The sequence below is a fragment of the Aridibaculum aurantiacum genome (assembly GCF_017355875.1).
Lineage (GTDB): Bacteria > Bacteroidota > Bacteroidia > Chitinophagales > Chitinophagaceae > Segetibacter > Segetibacter aurantiacus.
In genome coordinates this window covers 1,622,698-1,639,914 of the sequence record NZ_JAFEWC010000001.1, presented here as the reverse complement: position 1 = coordinate 1,639,914, position 17,217 = coordinate 1,622,698, and the positions used below count along the sequence as shown (strand labels likewise).

Genomic DNA, 17,217 nt, shown 5'->3' with positions numbered 1-17,217 from the left:
ATATTTAAAATCCTTTGGGAGGCGAACTACATAGTTCGCCTTTCGTCTTTCCGCACACCTTTTCCACATTTGCAGCATTCTGCACTTCTTTGCGTAGTTCTGCTAATGTTTTTAGTAAATTTACGGTAACAACTAAAAATTTTATTATTTATGAACAAGCCAATTTTGATGTTCAACATCCTCACATTCGACTTTCCGAAGAGAAAGCCGACCTTTTACTTTAGCACAAACGAAGAAGGTTCTTTTTGTAAGCTCCACAAATCGCTATTCCCGAAACGTATCGATAATTTATTTCCTGATGCAAGCACCACCGTACAGGAAATTTACACAACTTTCGATTATCCTCGAACGGGCTTTCTTGGTTTGGAAATGGATTTTAAAAATGAAAACCCTGACTTAATCAAAAAATACTACAACAGGATTATCAACTACCATTTCAAAAAGACAAAGAAGCAACTGGTAAAAACAGGCTTCATCAACGAAACACAGGTGTGGGTTAAGTCAACCAAACAATCAACAGAACAATTTACAGTGTATGAGAAGTTCTCTATAAAGGTTCAGCTCTGCCATGTAAGCAACCATCCCGAACTACTGGTTTCTTATGATGGTAGGTCGAGAGTAAGCAAGCAAAATATACAGGTACTAACTCATGATGTTTCACAAAGTGATTTCAATTGGACGGTGCAGGATAACAAGCTGCTACGCTTTGAAGATTTGGAGAAGTTGCCTGAACCCCATTTTGAGACAGCGTACCCTCTTATAAATAACAGGCTGCGCCGTCACCTGAATTTACCTGTGCCCGAAAACAAACGGGACAATCCTTACGACAAGTACCTCGATAAAATTCAACAGTTTGCTAAACACTTTTTGTTGAAGAAAGAGTTTAGAGATGTAATACCACTTAACACCGACAGCTTTATAAAAGTTAGCCAGGGCAGAATAAATGAGACTGAACTTGAAAGCAACGAACTAACTTTTGGAGGCAACAACACCGGGAAAGTACCGAAGTATGGTATAAGAGATTTCAAGCCATTCAAGAAAAGTCCTTGGTCGAAAGTTCACCTGTTCTTTGTCATGCATAAGGATGATGTAGAAACTGCAAAGACGTTAGACACCTATTTTAAAAGTGGCTTTGGCTGGTTCAAAGGCTTGTATGATTATGCACGAATACTGTTTCATACCGAAAAAAATTTCAGTGTAATTTTCAACGACAAAGACAATCCTTTACCTGAAATTGAAGATATACTAAGTACTAAAAGAACCTTTAACCCTGATGTAAAATACATTGCTATTTACATTACTCCACACAGTAAAAACGTAGATGATGAGAGCAAGCACATCCTATACTACAGGGTAAAAGAACTGTTGTTAAAAAGGGATATAACATCACAAGTCATCGACCCTGCTAAACTCATTGAACAGGGTAAGAATTACACCTACAGCCTAACCAACATAGCAGTGGCAATGTTAGCTAAGTTAGATGGTATCCCTTGGCGATTAGATACACCAATAAAGAATGAACTGATTGTAGGCATAGGTGCGTTTCGTCATAAAAAAGACCAGGTGCAATACTTAGGTAGTGCCTTTAGCTTCGATAATACCGGAGGCTTCAACAACTTCGATTATTTCATGAAGCACCAGACGGACCAGCTTGCAGGTAAGATAGAAGAAACAGTAAAAGATTTTGCAGCCATCAACAATGCACCCGACCGCTTAATTATTCACTTCTACAAAGAGCTTAGCCGCAAAGAACTGGAACCAATAGAAAAGGCGTTAGACAATCTTGAACTTGACAGGAAAATTCCTATCTATATCATCACGGTTAACAAAACAGAGGCTGAAGACATTGTTGCCTTTGATACCGAATGGGAAGGACTGATGCCTGTTAGCGGCACTTATATAAATATCGGTCAGGACAAATACCTGCTGTTCAACAACACCCGTTATCCTGATGGAACTTTCAGTTCCGCAGATGGTTACCCTTTCCCGGTAAAGCTAACCATCAATTGTAATGAGAAGAACCGGCTAAGAGATGCAAAAGTTATGAGAGAACTTATCAATCAGGTATACCAGTTCAGCCGGATGTATTGGAAATCCATCAGGCAGCAGAACTTACCCGTAACAACCAAGTACCCTGAAATGGTCGCACAGATAGCACCTTATTTTCAGGACGGTGTGATACCGGAGTACGGTAAGAATAACCTTTGGTTTTTGTAAAACAATTGTTTTGATTTTCATAACCTCAATTTATAGCTGTCACATGTATTTCTATGATATGTTTTTTTCACTTCCAACAATGGAAGACTATGTTGCCAAAGGCTGGGCAATTAATGGCACTAAAGGAGGTCTAATTTTAGGTCCGTCTCATGATGAAGGTGGAATAATGATGTGGCAAAGAACAACCGAAGGTGATGGCTATAGATTGAAGGGTGAGGTTGAAGGCTATGAATATATTTTAAATCCAGGTGCATCACATTGCTATAGAAATATATTTTCGTCAATAAACAAGCATGATGAACACCAAAATGAAAACTGGGCAGAGTATAGCATTCCTGAAAATATTTCTATTATCGATACACGAAGAAGCGGCGAACCGAGGTTTATTCTTTTAGATGCGAACTTCAGTATTGTGAACAAGTATTCTACTAAGTGCTATCTCAATACAATTGAAAAAATGAATAATGCTCGTTCCTTTGAAATGTTAGATGAAAAAACGTTAAAAATAGTATACGCTAACCTTGCCCCTATTGACATTTACAATAGCTGTACTAACGAAGTGGAAGGTACTTTAGTAAGGCAGGAATAAGCTCCAACCTAAAAGTATACCAGCTATCGAGTACGAGTTTTCCAAATAAAATCTTCCACAAAGTTAATTGCCGTCCCGGCAGTTGCATAAATCCAAACTAAGCCAGAGCCGGACAGCCAAAAGACTACGGCATAAACACAATTCCACACACAGAAGCCTTCATTTATTCCGTTTCCTTTTGGCTTGGGAATGACGGCAATTTAGGCATAGCGTCATTTTATTTTCATCATTTAAAATTTACGTTATGTCCAAGTCTGCACGTTTCATCGGTTATGCTTACTCACTTAGCCTTACTACACCGCCTCATTATTCCTTTCATTGGCAGCACCGTCGCACTTATGTTCGTGTGTTTCATTTGCCGGCTTCAGGCATGTACTTGCACCAACTGGTTCGTCAGCATCGTTGTTATCTTTCACAGCTCCCTTTTTAGGGGGCTTTTTTAATTTCAGAAACCCCTTGCAACAACGCTACAAATATTCATTTGTCTTTAATTGTTCAGGAGCGTTACCTTTGCACCCGATGAAATTCTTTGCTTTCATAATGGCTTTTCTTGTCTTAGCACTTAGCGTCATGCCTTGTGCTGATACCGGTGCTGCCCCTAAAGACCCAAAAGCAAAGACAGAAATAACGAAGACGGCAGACCAGCCAGACCATCAGGAAGAGGATGCTTGCTCTCCTTTTTGTCATTGTGCCTGCTGTGCAGGTTTCTCAATTAACCATACTCTTGCAATTGTAACTAAAGTACCTACCTACTCTCAAAGTCACGAGACAAGTTTCCTTCCAAAGGAAGTCATAGAAATTGTCTTACCTATTTGGCAGCCCCCCCGCTTAGTATAACCTTCTCATTTTTACCAGAATGCTTTTCAGCCTGTTCGGCTGTTTAGGCGTGTATTATTTCACGTTTAGAAAGGTTATATAATGTTAGATAAGATTATACTGTTCAGTATAAAAAACAAACTTGTCATTGGCGTAATGACAATAGCCCTCATTGCATGGGGTGTATGGAGTGCAACAAAACTGCCGATAGATGCAGTGCCGGATATTACAAATAATCAGGTTCAGATAATTACCAATGCTCCAACCTTGGCAAGCCAGGAGGTAGAGCAATTTATTACCTACCCCATAGAGCAAAGTATTGCCAACCTTCCCGACCTTGAAGAAGTTCGTTCTATTTCAAGGTTTGGTCTTTCAGTAATCACCGTTGTTTTTAGCGATGATGTAGACATATACTTTGCACGGCAACTTATAAATGAAAGACTAAAGGAAGCCGAAGACCAGATACCTGAAGGTTTAGGCAAGCCGGAGTTAGCACCAGTAAGCACAGGATTAGGGCAGATATTTGAATACGTCTTACATCCTAAAAAGGGCAGTGAACACAAGTATACTTCCAGCGACCTAAGAACAATGCAGGACTGGATAGTTGCAAGGCAGCTTTACGGAACACCCGGAGTAGCAGAAGTTAACAGCTTCGGCGGAATGTTGAAACAGTATGAAGTAGCTGTAGACCCCAACAGGTTAAAAGCATTAAATGTAAGTGTTGCAGAAATTTTTGAAGCACTTGAGAAGAACAATGCCAATACAGGCGGTGCATACATAGACAAAAAGCCAAATGCTTATTTCATAAGAGGCATTGGTTTAGTTACTTCTTTGGAAGACATAGGGCGAATAGTTGTCAAGAATACAAACGGCATCCCTACCATGATAAGCAATGTTGCTGATGTTCGTTTTGGTCATGCTACACGTTATGGAGCAATGACAAGAAACGGTGAAAGCGAGGTTGTAGGTGGTATTGTTATGATGCTAAAAGGTAGCAACAGTGCAGAAGTAGTAGCCCGTGTAAAAGAAAGAATGGAAGTTATAAAAAAGTCACTTCCACCTGATGTACTAATAGAACCTTACTTAGATAGAACCTCACTTGTAAGCCGGGCAATATCAACAGTTGAAACCAACCTTGTTGAAGGGGCATTGATTGTAATATTTGTATTAGTACTGTTTTTAGGAAATCTAAGGGCAGGGTTAATTGTTGCTTCAGCTATTCCATTAGCCTTACTATTTGCTTTAGGATTGATGAATGTATTTGGAGTATCAGCAAACCTGATGAGCTTAGGCGCTATTGATTTTGGTTTAATAGTAGACGGTGCAGTAATCATTGTTGAAGCAACCCTGCACCACTTAGCTACAAGAAAATCAAATAAAGTACTTACTCAAAAAGAAATGGATGAAGAAGTATATCAATCAGCATCCAGAATAAGAAGCAGTGCAGCATTCGGTGAAATCATTATCCTTATAGTTTATATACCAATACTAACCCTCGTAGGCATTGAAGGCAAGATGTTCAGACCAATGGCGCAGACTGTAGGCTTTGCCATCTTAGGTGCATTAATTCTTTCGCTTACATACATACCAATGATTTCAGCCGCCTTCTTATCGAAGAAGATAAGTCATAAGGTCACCTTTTCAGATAGAATGATAAACTTCTTTCAGAAGTTATATGCTCCGGTTCTAAATGCAGCTATCAGAATGAAGTACATTGTTATCACGGCTGCAGCCGTTCTAACTATCATTTCTATTGTCATTTTCACCCGTATGGGTGGTGAGTTCATACCACAATTAGAAGAAGGCGATTATGCCTTTCACTGCATCTTACCCCAGGGCTCTTCATTGTCCCAGAGTATTGAAACATCAATGCAGGCATCAAGAATAATAAAAGCATTTCCTGAAGTAAAAGAAGTAATTGGCAGAACAGGAAGTGCAGAAGTACCAACAGACCCGATGCCACCTGAAGCAAGTGATTTAATCATTGTTCTTAAAGACAAAGACGAATGGACAACAACCGAAGATTACAAGGAATTAGCTGAAATGATGTTAGAGAAACTGGAAGCAATACCAGGTATTTTCTTTGAAGCCAACCAACCAATTCAAATGCGTTTTAATGAATTGATGACAGGTGTACGGCAAGATGTAGCTATTAAAATATTTGGGGAGAACATAGATACATTAGCTGCTTTAGCACCAAGAATAGGCAAAGTAATTCAATCAGTGGAAGGAGCAACAGAACCACAAATCGAAAGAATTGAAGGCTTACCTCAAATAACCATTACATACGATAGAAGCAGGATTGCAAACTACGGTTTAAACATAGAAGACATAAATAAGGTAGTGAGTACAGCCTTTGCAGGTCAGGCAGCAGGAGTTGTTTTTGAGAACGAAAGAAAGTTTGATTTAGTAGTAAGACTTGATACAACCTATCGTTCATCAATTGAAGATGTTGCCAACTTATACATACCAACAACGGGAGGTAATCAAATCCCTTTAAACCAAGTTGCTTCTGTTGAGTTCAAAGAAGGTCCTGCACAAATTAGTCGTGAAGATGCTAAGCGAAGAGTTGTAGTAGGCTTTAATGTAAAAGACAGGGATGTACAATCAGTAGTAAAAGACATACAAGCCAAACTAAGCACATTCAAACTGCCTGCCGGTTATTACTTTACTTATGGTGGAACATTTGAAAACTTAGAGAAAGCATCTGCAAGATTGCAGATTGCAGTACCTGCGGCACTGCTATTAATTTTCATTCTGCTTTACTTCACATTCCATTCTGCAAAACAGGCAACACTAATCTTTACAGCTATACCAATGTCGGCAATAGGTGGTGTGTTTGCACTACTGCTTAGAGGTATGCCTTTTAGCATTTCAGCAGGTGTAGGTTTTATTGCATTGTTTGGTGTAGCAGTTTTAAATGGTATAGTACTTATAGGAACATTCAACCAGTTAGAAAAAGAAGGATGGGATGATATAATAGCAAGAGTAAAAGAAGGAACAAAAATCAGGCTTAGACCCGTATTGATGACAGCAGCAGTTGCTTCATTAGGTTTTTTGCCGATGGCTATTTCATCAGGTGCAGGTGCAGAAGTACAAAGACCATTGGCTACCGTAGTAATCGGTGGCTTAGTAACGGCTACACTACTCACCTTAGTTGTTATACCTATACTATATATCCTCTTTACAAAACCAAAGATGAAATTAAATACAACGTTACCAAAAGTGGTAACACTACTTTTAGCAGTCTTTATTTCTCAATCAATATTTGCTCAAAGTCCGGGTGCAGCCAATCGTATTTCATTCAATGCTGCATTTGATACAGCGTTAAGAAATAACCTTCAGATAAGAGCAAGTGATTTGCAAATACAGCGCAGCAGAACATTGCAGGGCACATGGCTTGACATCCCAAGAACAGGAGCTTTCATAGAGAACGAAGACATTAACCCACAAGACCCGAAAGGCATTCTTAAAATAGGCTTATCACAAAGCATTGAACTGCCATCCGTATACAGGGCAAGAAGGAACTTGTTGCAGGAACAGGTAAAGTCAGTTGAAATCTCAAAACAGATAAGAGCATTAGAAATTAGAAGAGAATTGCAGGCGACCTATTACAACTTGTGGTACTTGCAGAGCAAGCAGCTTCTTTGGCAAAGATTAGATAGCATTTACACATCATTAGCTAAAGCAGCAGTGCTAAGGGTTAAGACAGGTGAGAGTGCAGGGCTTGACAGCCTTTCTGCAATGGCAAGGGCAAGAGAAACAACGGTACAACTAAGCCTGTTACAAAGAGATATTCAAACACAGCAGGAAGTCTTAAAAAGGGTTCTTAATACTACAGGCATTTACCTGCCTGATACCACAACAGTTCAAAGAATACAGGTAGATTTTTTAGATACGACTTTTAATACACATCCTCAATTACAATTACAGCAACAAAACATTTCTATTGCACAGGCAGAATTGAATGTTCAACAGCAGAACCGAAAACCAAACTTTGAAGGAAGGTTTTTTTCTCAAAGGTTGTACGGTTTGTCTAATCCCTTTTCAGGTTTTTCAGTTAGTGTAGGTATTCCACTTTTTGCTTCTAAAACATATAAGAATAGAGTAAGAGCAGCGGAGTTAGAACGAAGCTACCAGCAAAGTATACTTGATTACGAAAGGCAAGCATTAAGAACAAACTACAGCCAGGCGTACATACAGCTTCAAAAAGATTTGGAACTGCTTACATACTATGAAAGCACAGGACTTGCACAGGCTGAAAAAATCATAAAGTCATCAAACCTTGCTTATCGTGGAGGCGAAATAAATTTCGCTGAACTAACACAATACCTAACACAAGCAATAGACATTCAGAGAAACTATTTGGAGGTACTAAACCAGTACAACCAATCAGCAATACAACTAAACTTCTATTTAAATAAATAACTGAAATGAAGAAATTATTTTTAATAATAACCATCCTAAACCTGCTTGCCTCTTGTGGTAACAAGAAGACGGAAACAGTAAAGGAAGAAGAGCACCACGAAGAAGCACCAGGCACCATTGTTTCTCTTACTGAAGAACAGATAAAAACAGCAGGTATACAATTAGGTACAATTGAGCTTAAAAACCTGCAAACATCAATCAAGGCAAATGGTATGTTATCTGTTCCAAATGAGAACAAGGCTTTCATTACATCTGTTAACAGTGGAGTGATAAAAACATTGCTTATCCATCCCGGCAAATACGTAAAGAAAGGACAGGTTGTAGCTACAATTGTAAATCCTGATGTTGCTAACCTGCAACAACAATTACAGACAGTAAATGCACAAATTAGCCTTGCAGAAATTGAATATAAAAGGCAAAGAGAACTGGTAGCTGGTGATGCAGCACCATTGAAGAATGTACAAAGAGTACAAACAGAATTGGCAACGCTAAGGGTAACCAGAAATTCGCTGCAAAAGCAGTTGAGTGCAATGGGTATATCTGCAAGCAGTGTAGGTAGAGGAAACATTATTACTACCCTTACCATTACAGCCCCTATAAGTGGCACAGTAAGCAATGTAATTGCTCAAATTGGTTCCAATGTAGACCCTTCAACACCTCTTGCAGAAATAGTAAACAATTCAAGGTTGCACCTCGACTTATTTGTTTTTGAGAAAGACTTGCCAAGGCTTCATGCAAACCAAACAATACATTTCACCTTAACTAACAATCCAGGCAAAGAGTATGATGCACAGATATATTCGATAGGTACAGCCTTTGCAAATGAAACGAAAACAGTTCCAATTCATGCAGTGGTGATGGGTGATAAAACAGGATTGATTGAAGGCATGAATATAACCGCAGTAATAAGTATAGGCACTAACGTTGTTCCTGCTGTACCAACAGAGGCAATTGTAAACTCACAAGGACAGGATTACATTTTTGTATTAACAACGGCAGAAGAAGAACATCATGAGGAAGGCGAAAAGGAAGAAGGTCATGAAGAAAAAGAGGCAGGACATAAAGAAGGTGAAAGTCATGCAACAACAAATTTTGAAAGAATAGCAGTTATTAAGGGCGCAACAGACGTAGGGTATACCGAGGTCAAACTATTAAAAGACCTTCCACCACAAACAAAGATTATTACTAAAGGCGCATTCTTTGCCTTAGCCAAAATGACAAATACAGGAGGACACGAACACTAAACTATTTCTATGTTACAATACCTAAAATACTATCTGCCGCTTTTCTTACTTGTGTACCTACTTATCACTTTCGTTCTGCCAAGTATAAGAGTTTATAAGAAGACAGGCATTAATCCTGTAACCTTCGGTAAAAGTGATAATGCACATGATTACATAGGAACAATAATGAAAGTGTTAACAGGGCTGCTTGTTATAGCAGTCCTGTTATTCTCTTTATCTGCAAACACATATATATACCTAAATCCAATTCCATTTCTTCAAAAAGATTGGTTGCAATACACAGGCTTATTCATTATTCATGCTTCACTTATCTGGATAGTAATTGCACAATACCACATGAAGCAATCCTGGAGAATAGGTATAGATGAAAAGAACAGAACAGAATTGATAACAAATGGTTTTTTCAGCTTATCACGTAACCCTATTTTTTTAGGAATGATACTTAGCACCATAGGTATCTTTTTAATCATTCCTGATACAGTTACATTCTTTGTAGCTGCTACATCTTACATCGTCATACAAATTCAAATACGATTGGAAGAAGAGTTCTTAATAAAACAACATGGCACAGTTTATACCGAATACAAAAGAACAGTAAGAAGACTATTATGATTTCAATAATTACAGGTGCTTTAATAATCAGTTTGCTTCATGCAGTAATACCTAATCATTGGTTGCCTGTAATTGCTATAGGGAGGAAAGAGCATTGGTCAATACAAGAGGTTACAAAAGTTACACTGATTTGTGCTTTAGCACATGGCGTAAGTACAATCCTTATCGGTGTCTTGTTAGGTGTATTAGGTGCTAAGCTCGATGATAGAGTAACCCACTTCACAAACATAATAGCTCCTGTTATACTTATATCTATAGGCTTAATATTCATTTACCGGCATCACAGGCACAAGCATTTTCATGTAGATAGTGAATTAAAAAGAAAGAAGTCTAAAAAAGCAATAATAACAGCTTTGACAATAGCAATGTTCCTTTCTCCATGTATGGAGATTGAAGCATATTTTCTATTAGCAGGCACACAAGCCGGGTGGCTTGTAGTGCTTATTGCCCTTATGTATTTAGTAATTACAACAACAGGCATGATGCTGCTTGTTCGCTACGCTTACAAGGGCTTACTAAAATTGAATTGGCATTCAATAGAACACAATGCAGGTATAATAACAGGAGTGACTTTAGTTGCTACTGGTATCATTTCATTTTTTATACAATAATTTATTTATGGAACACAATCATAACAACGAACAAGCTAAAGACTTACAGTTAGACCAGCTTGAAAAGATAACAGACAAAAACGAAGAACATCAGCATTCTGCTGATGATGGTCACAATCATGGAGCAGAAGAGCCAGGATGGAAAGCGCATTGGGACTTGTTGTTAGCTTTAGCAATACTCATCGTATTGCTTGTATTAGAGTATGGCTTTCATATAGAGTTGCCTAATATTCCATCATTAATCATCAACCTTATAGCTTACATCCTTGCAGGCAGAAGTGTATTAAACTTGGCGTTCCGCAAATCAAAACGTGGCGACTTCTTCAACGAGTTTGTATTAATGAGTGTGGCAACAATTGGTGCATTTATAATCGGAGAGTATGAAGAAGGTGTTGCCGTAATGGTATTCTACCAGATAGGCGAATGGTTTCAGGATGCCGCAGTAAATAATGCAAAGAAGAATATAAAGGCATTATTAGACATAAGACCTGATGAAGTAACAGTATTAAGAAATGGACAGGCTACAGTTATAAATCCATCAGCAATTGAATTAGGTGAAAGCATACAGGTAAAGCCAGGAGAAAAAGTTGCCTTAGATGGAGAACTATTATCTGAAAATGCATCATTCAACACAGCCGCATTAACAGGAGAAAGTAAACCAGATACAAAATACAAGGGCGAAGCTATCTATGCAGGAATGATAAACTTAAATACAGTATCAGAGGTAAAAGTAACCGCACTATTCAAAGATAGTAAGCTAAGTAAGATTTTAGAAATGGTGCAGGATGCAACAGCAAGAAAATCACAGACACAATTGTTTATTTCAAGGTTTGCTAAAGTGTATACACCAATAGTATTTTTCTTAGCACTTGCAGTATGTTTAGTTCCTTATTTGATTGTAGATGATTATGTATTTACAACATGGTTTTATAGAGCATTAGTATTCTTAGTTATCAGTTGTCCATGTGCATTAGTAGTGTCGATACCATTAGGATATTTTGGAGGAATTGGTTTAGCATCAAGAAATGGAATACTCTTTAAAGGTGGCAACTTCTTAGATGTGATGACTAAGATTAATACCGTAGTGATGGATAAAACAGGAACACTAACCAAAGGTGTTTTTAAAGTTCAACAGGTAGTACCAAACAACATAAGCAAAGAGGAACTTGTAAAACTCACTTCAGCATTAGAACAAAACTCAACACATCCAATTGCTAAAGCAGTAACAGAATATGCAGGTACTGCAAAAGACAATGTAAAAGTAGAAGGTGTTGAAGAAATATCAGGTCATGGTTTAAAAGGTAGTGTCGAAGGCAAGGAAGTATTAGCAGGTAATTTAAAGCTGTTAAAGAAGTTCGGTATTAATTATCCTGAAGAGTTAGAACAGGAAGTTAATACAATAGTAGTAGTAGCAGTAAACAATGCTTATGCAGGTTACATTACAATAGCAGATGAAGTTAAAGAAGATGCAAAGCAGGCAATTGAAGAAATGCATAAACTGAATATCCAAACCGTGATGCTTTCGGGCGACAAGCAAAGTGTGGTCAATCAGGTGGCAAAGAGCATTGGAATAGATAAAGCATTTGGCGACTTACTACCCGAAGGCAAAGTAGAAAAAGTACAACAACTAAAGAACGAAGGAAGGCGAATAGCATTCGCAGGTGATGGAGTGAACGATGCACCGGTAGTTGCTTTAGCAGATGCAGGCATAGCAATGGGAGGTTTAGGAAGTGATGCAACAATAGAAACAGCAGACATAGTAATTCAGAACGACCAGCCTTCAAAAATTGTATCAGCAATCAAAATAGGAAAGATTACAAGAAACATTGTTTGGCAGAACATCATCTTAGCAATGGTTGTAAAAATCATTGTACTTATTTTAGGAGCCGGTGGCGTTGCCACCCTGTGGGAAGCAGTAATTGCAGATGTAGGAGTAGCACTGTTAGCCATCCTGAATGCTGTTCGCATCCAGAAAATAAAAGTGTAGTTCTCTTTTCTTCAGTTTGCTCCTTTTTTCCAAAATCTGCTTCTATTTCAGGTTAAACTTTGATATATTTACCTAACAATAAATTTAGGCTCGTCTAAAAATATATTTAAAGCTCCTGAAAATGAGAAGACAATTACTTATTGTAGCATCCCTTGCAGCCTTTGTTTTCGCTTACATTTCATGCTCTAAGATTTTACCCAAACTACCTAAAGACGATGAAATCTTAGATGGTCCGATTGAAGGCTTAACATCAGAGCAAAACAGGATGTTCCTAAGAGGTGATGTAGCATTTAATGATGAAATCTTTAACCAGGCAAACGGCTTAGGTCCTTTATTCGTCAACAACTCCTGCGGCAGTTGTCATGCCGGTGACGGCAAAGGACATCCCTTTACAACACTTACAAGGTTTGGACAAAGCGACACTTTAGGAAACAACTTCCTGCACCTTGGAGGTCCACAATTACAGCACCGTTCTATAATTGGCTTTCAGGCAGAACAAATACCGGCGGGTGCTACCTCATCCAGCTTTACCCCACCTGCAAACACAGGTTTAGGCTTCTTTGAAGCCGTTTCCGATGCAACACTATTAGCCTTAGCAGATGAAAACGATGCTGATGGAGACGGCATTTCAGGTCGTCCTACTTGGATTACAGTTCCCCAGTATTCTTTACTTCGCCCCGGCTCTATATCACGTAATGGCAAGTACATTGGAAGATTTGGTAAAAAGTCAGCGGTCTACGACCTGCTGCAACAAACAGTAAATGCCTACAACCAGGACATGGGTATTAACTCCACCTATGAACACTTCAGCACCTACAATGGACAAGATGCAGACCCCGAAGTTTCCAATCAGACCGTACAGGATGTAGTATTTTATTTGCAAACACTAAAAGCACCAATACAAAGAAATCAGAACGACCCCGATGTTCAGGCAGGCAGACAGCACTTTATAAATATTAGTTGTGGCAAGTGCCACACTCCCGAGATGCAAACAGGCAACCATCAAATAGCTGCGCTATCTAATAAAACTTTTTCCCCCTTCACTGATATGCTACTCCACGATATGGGTTCAGCTCTTAATGATGGCTATACAGAAGGTACAGCACTACCGGCAGAATGGCGAACACCGGCTTTATGGGGCTTAGGCTTATCTCAAAATTCACAAGGCGGACAATTATTCTTAATGCACGATGGGAGGGCAAGAAGCATAGAACAAGCTATTGCATTGCATGGAGGTGAAGCATTGAAAAGCAAACAACGTTTCGACCAGTTAAATGCAACACAAAAAGACCAATTGATAAAGTTCCTTAAATCACTATAAGCAGCATTAAACCATGAAGAGAAGAGATTTTATTAAGAACAGTTGTGCTGCCTGTTTATCAATGGCAGCTATACCAACAATACTAAGCAGTTGTTCAGCATTGGTTAATACAACGGGCACACTCGGTAAAGACGGTCTTACACTTACTACCGAAGATTTTATTATCAAAGACAAAGGCAATACAGCTTACAGGTCATTTCTCATTATTCGTAACGATGCTTTAAAGTACCCTATTTGTGTCTATCGTTTCAATGAAAAGCAATACTCCGCCTTATGGATGAAGTGTGCTCACCAGGGAGCAGAATTACAGGCATCAGGCGATTACTTGCAATGCCCGGCACATGGCAGTGAGTTTAACAACAAAGGACAAGTTACTAATGGTCCTGCAAGTACAAACCTTAGAACGTTTCCGGTTACTGTAAACGACAAAGAAATATTTATTGATTTAAGAAAGCAATCATGAAGAAACTCAACATACTATTTCTACTCTGCTTTATAACCTACACTTCAACAGCACAAATAGACCCTGAACTACTACGGTCAACTACCGATGATACGGGTAGTCTTAAACTCAACATGGATGCAGTTTATGACCGTCCCTTTATACAACCGGGCAAATTACCGGTTTCATTAGGTGGGTATGTTGAAGGCAATTACCAGTACGTAGGAGAAAATGGAGTAACAGAAGGACACCAATTCAAATTCAGAAGACTAACATTATTTGTATCATCAACAATCTACAAACGATTAAAGTTCTTAACAGAAATAGAGTTTGAAGACGGAGCCAAAGAAATCAATATTGAGTTTGCATCAGTTGATTTAGAGATAGCACCATTACTGAACTTCAGAGGTGGTATAATCATGAACCCAATAGGAGCATTCAATCAAAACCACGATGGACCTAAATGGGAATTTGTAGACAGACCAATATCAGCAACCCAAATGTTACCGGCAACATTCAGCAACGTAGGTTTTGGTTTGTACGGCAAGAAGTATACAAGCGATTGGGTGTATGCTTATGAAGCATATCTAAGCAACGGTTTCGATGAGAGCATTATAGACAATCCGGAAAACAAAACATTCTTACCCGCTACTAAAAATAACCCCGATAGGTTTGAAGAAAGTTTTAATGGTACGATGTTATTTACAGGCAAGTTTGCTTTAAGAAACCGGAAGATTGGAGAGATAGGTTTATCATACATGGGAGGCATTTATAACAAGTTTCAGGAAGACGGATTAGTGCTCGATAAGAAGCGAAGAGTAGATGTGTATGCAGTAGATTTTAATACAACAATTCCACGTTTAAATACTTACATAAATGCAGAGTATGCAATGGTACGAGTAGACATTCCTGATACATATACAGAACAATTCGGAAGGAAACAACATGGTGGGTTTATAGACATAGTTCAACCTGTTTACAAGAAGCCATTATTAGGTTTTGACAAATCTGTATTCAATGTAAGTGTAAGATTAGAACACGTAGATTGGAACAAAGGAACATTTAAATCAACCGGAGGAAACATAACAGATAACGTTGAAGCAATAGCAGCAGGTTTTTCTTGGCGACCAACACCACAAACAGTATTCAGATTTAACTACAAATACAGCAAGCAAAGAGATTTATTAGGTAATCCACCATCAAGAATAGGAGCGATACAATTTGGACTATCAACCTATTTTTAGTTCTTTTTTATGTAACCGGCAGAAGTATTTCATAGCATCATCGTTGTGTCACTCACTTGTACAGCAAACCATTAAGCAACAATTAGAAAAGATAATAACCAATCTGAATACCTATTAATAGCGACATAACAACAAAAACCATTAACCTGAACAATACAACTCCATCCCTGATGTAGTCGGGCACATCAAAGAACTGCCTGTATAATTTGATTAACTGTTTTATCACATTTTAAAGATAACAAAGCAACTGCCACACAAAGCATATAGCTGCCCTTGCACACAAAATCTATGCTTCGCAGCCAAATGCTTTTACCCACCCATTAAACCCACCGCACAAGCTCACACCTCTTCACTCACTCATTTCGTTTCACTACATTCATTCGTTCATCGTCGTCAGCTTTCTGCCAGGCTTCTTTTCCCACCGCACAGAACCTAATCCCCAGACCCTGAACCACACCCACGCTGCAAGGTAATAAGGTGTTCCTCATGCTTAGTCGGCAAGCTATGCGCCAAAACAAAGCAGCAGTGCCAATAAAGCCATTTATATACTTTAAGGTATTGGCACACCTGCTTTGCCCTTCGGGTGCTTCGTTGCACTACGCATTTTGTCACACATCTTGCTGCTCCTACAGCATTCGTCACGGCAGCTACTTGTGTCCTTTCGCTACGCTTCATTCATTACGTCCTTCGTTCCGCTACCATTACACCACGTTCGTAGCTATCCTGATGCTACATTTCATGGCTTCCCACCAGCAATAACACAAAGCCAACACACGGCGGGAAGCACATTCCATTTCGCAAAACCTGCGCTACAATACTCACTGGGTTTCATTACCGCTACACTACGTCCTGCATTCATTTCAGCATAGCAAAGTCCACCCGCTGCCAATAATTTTGCGTGCCTTGCTTGCCTGCCGCAGCTACGTGTTTGTCATGGTTTTTGACCCACAACACAAAGCCTTGAAGGAAATCAAAAACACACGCCAAACCCTTGCGTAAAACGTAGCTGTCAATCGCCGTTTCACGGCTTCCTTGCCACCACTGCGGCAGGCACACGCAGCCACCTTCGTTCGTACCTCTCTACGGTGTCTTTCACGGCACGCTACGCTTCCAGGCTACAGTGGCGGTTACTCCCCGCCACGGCTCTGCTTCTTTTGGCTCAAGGCTGTATTACCTTTTTTGCCCACCCACAAGGAAGAAAAAGCAAGGGAACATTCGACCAGGATTGAAGTGAAGGGAGTGCGTTTCATTGTCCTTTCTGCTTTCAGCAAGGAATTACACATTTGTGGAGCGCCGCTCCATATAGGACAGATGCCGCACTAAAGCGCATATTATGTCCAGGAAGAAAAACAAAAAAAAGCGGCGTAACCGGAAGCTATTTTACAAGTGTTTACCATTCATTATTCCTTTGCTGGAATTACTTTGGAAAGTGATGGAACATTTCATGAAGAAGTAGCATATTACTTTTCCAATTCACTGCTAAAGCAAAGTTAGCCCACTCCATAGGCATGAACCCTTCGGGTTTCCAAAAGACTACGGCATAAACACATTGCCCACCCACAAGGCTTTCATTTATTCCGTTTCCTTTTGGAAATGCCTATTCCGTGCTGCTTTTGGTTGCCTACGCAGTTATATTGTCATTTCATGCTCATAGCAAGGATGAGGAAGGGATAAAAGCACTATGAGCCGCCTCTTAACAGGGAAGA

12 protein-coding genes are annotated in these 17,217 nt (G+C 39.2%); 11 read left to right on the top strand and 1 reads right to left on the bottom strand.

The features are described from left to right. Positions 1 to 150 precede the first annotated feature (150 nt). Both J4N22_RS06820 and J4N22_RS06815 read left to right on the top strand, forming a co-directional pair. Positions 151 to 2,217, top strand: a complete 2,067-nt coding sequence (locus J4N22_RS06820) for a Piwi domain-containing protein (RefSeq protein ID WP_207493178.1) — start codon at positions 151 to 153, stop codon at positions 2,215 to 2,217. A gap of 79 nt (positions 2,218 to 2,296) precedes the next feature. Beyond that, complete coding sequence (locus tag J4N22_RS06815; protein WP_207493177.1) at positions 2,297 to 2,806, top strand: hypothetical protein; 510 nt, start codon at positions 2,297 to 2,299, stop codon at positions 2,804 to 2,806. A gap of 293 nt (positions 2,807 to 3,099) precedes the next feature. Here the strand turns inward: J4N22_RS06815 and J4N22_RS20090 are convergent, their stop codons facing one another. Continuing rightward, positions 3,100 to 3,222, bottom strand: coding sequence for a hypothetical protein (locus J4N22_RS20090; protein WP_255551665.1), 123 nt, complete (start codon positions 3,220 to 3,222; stop codon positions 3,100 to 3,102). Between the two features lie 103 nt (positions 3,223 to 3,325). On the opposite strand from J4N22_RS20090, the gene J4N22_RS20240 reads away from it, so the two are divergent. The 9 genes from J4N22_RS20240 to J4N22_RS06775 all read left to right on the top strand — a co-directional run bounded on the left by J4N22_RS20240 (position 3,326) and on the right by J4N22_RS06775 (position 15,511). Continuing rightward, positions 3,326 to 3,643 (top strand): DUF6660 family protein, encoded by a 318-nt coding sequence (locus J4N22_RS20240; protein WP_425339413.1) that lies wholly within the window; start codon positions 3,326 to 3,328, stop codon positions 3,641 to 3,643. A gap of 81 nt (positions 3,644 to 3,724) precedes the next feature. Continuing rightward, on the top strand, positions 3,725 to 8,050 hold the full coding sequence (locus tag J4N22_RS06810; protein ID WP_207493176.1) for a CusA/CzcA family heavy metal efflux RND transporter: 4,326 nt from the start codon (positions 3,725 to 3,727) through the stop codon (positions 8,048 to 8,050). Between the two features lie 5 nt (positions 8,051 to 8,055). Beyond that, positions 8,056 to 9,294, top strand: a complete 1,239-nt coding sequence (locus J4N22_RS06805; protein ID WP_242692081.1) for an efflux RND transporter periplasmic adaptor subunit — start codon at positions 8,056 to 8,058, stop codon at positions 9,292 to 9,294. 9 nt (positions 9,295 to 9,303) lie between these two features. Then, complete coding sequence (locus J4N22_RS06800) at positions 9,304 to 9,906, top strand: methyltransferase family protein (protein ID WP_207493175.1); 603 nt, start codon at positions 9,304 to 9,306, stop codon at positions 9,904 to 9,906. Further along, positions 9,903 to 10,517 (top strand): MntP/YtaF family protein, encoded by a 615-nt coding sequence (locus J4N22_RS06795; RefSeq protein WP_207493174.1) that lies wholly within the window; start codon positions 9,903 to 9,905, stop codon positions 10,515 to 10,517. Before J4N22_RS06800 ends, J4N22_RS06795 begins: the two co-directional genes overlap by 4 nt. Positions 10,518 to 10,524: 7 nt before the next feature. Further along, the gene (locus J4N22_RS06790; protein WP_207493173.1) at positions 10,525 to 12,504 is read left to right on the top strand and encodes a heavy metal translocating P-type ATPase; all 1,980 of its coding nucleotides are present in this window, start codon (positions 10,525 to 10,527) and stop codon (positions 12,502 to 12,504) included. Positions 12,505 to 12,625: 121 nt separating this feature from the next. Next, a complete protein-coding gene (locus J4N22_RS06785) occupies positions 12,626 to 13,825 on the top strand; it encodes a di-heme oxidoredictase family protein (RefSeq protein ID WP_207493172.1) in 1,200 nt (399 codons plus the stop codon). Between the two features lie 13 nt (positions 13,826 to 13,838). After that, the gene (locus tag J4N22_RS06780; RefSeq protein WP_207494677.1) at positions 13,839 to 14,288 is read left to right on the top strand and encodes a QcrA and Rieske domain-containing protein; all 450 of its coding nucleotides are present in this window, start codon (positions 13,839 to 13,841) and stop codon (positions 14,286 to 14,288) included. After that, positions 14,285 to 15,511, top strand: a complete 1,227-nt coding sequence (locus J4N22_RS06775) for a hypothetical protein (protein WP_207493171.1) — start codon at positions 14,285 to 14,287, stop codon at positions 15,509 to 15,511. Before J4N22_RS06780 ends, J4N22_RS06775 begins: the two co-directional genes overlap by 4 nt. The last annotated feature ends 1,706 nt before the right edge of the window (positions 15,512 to 17,217 follow it).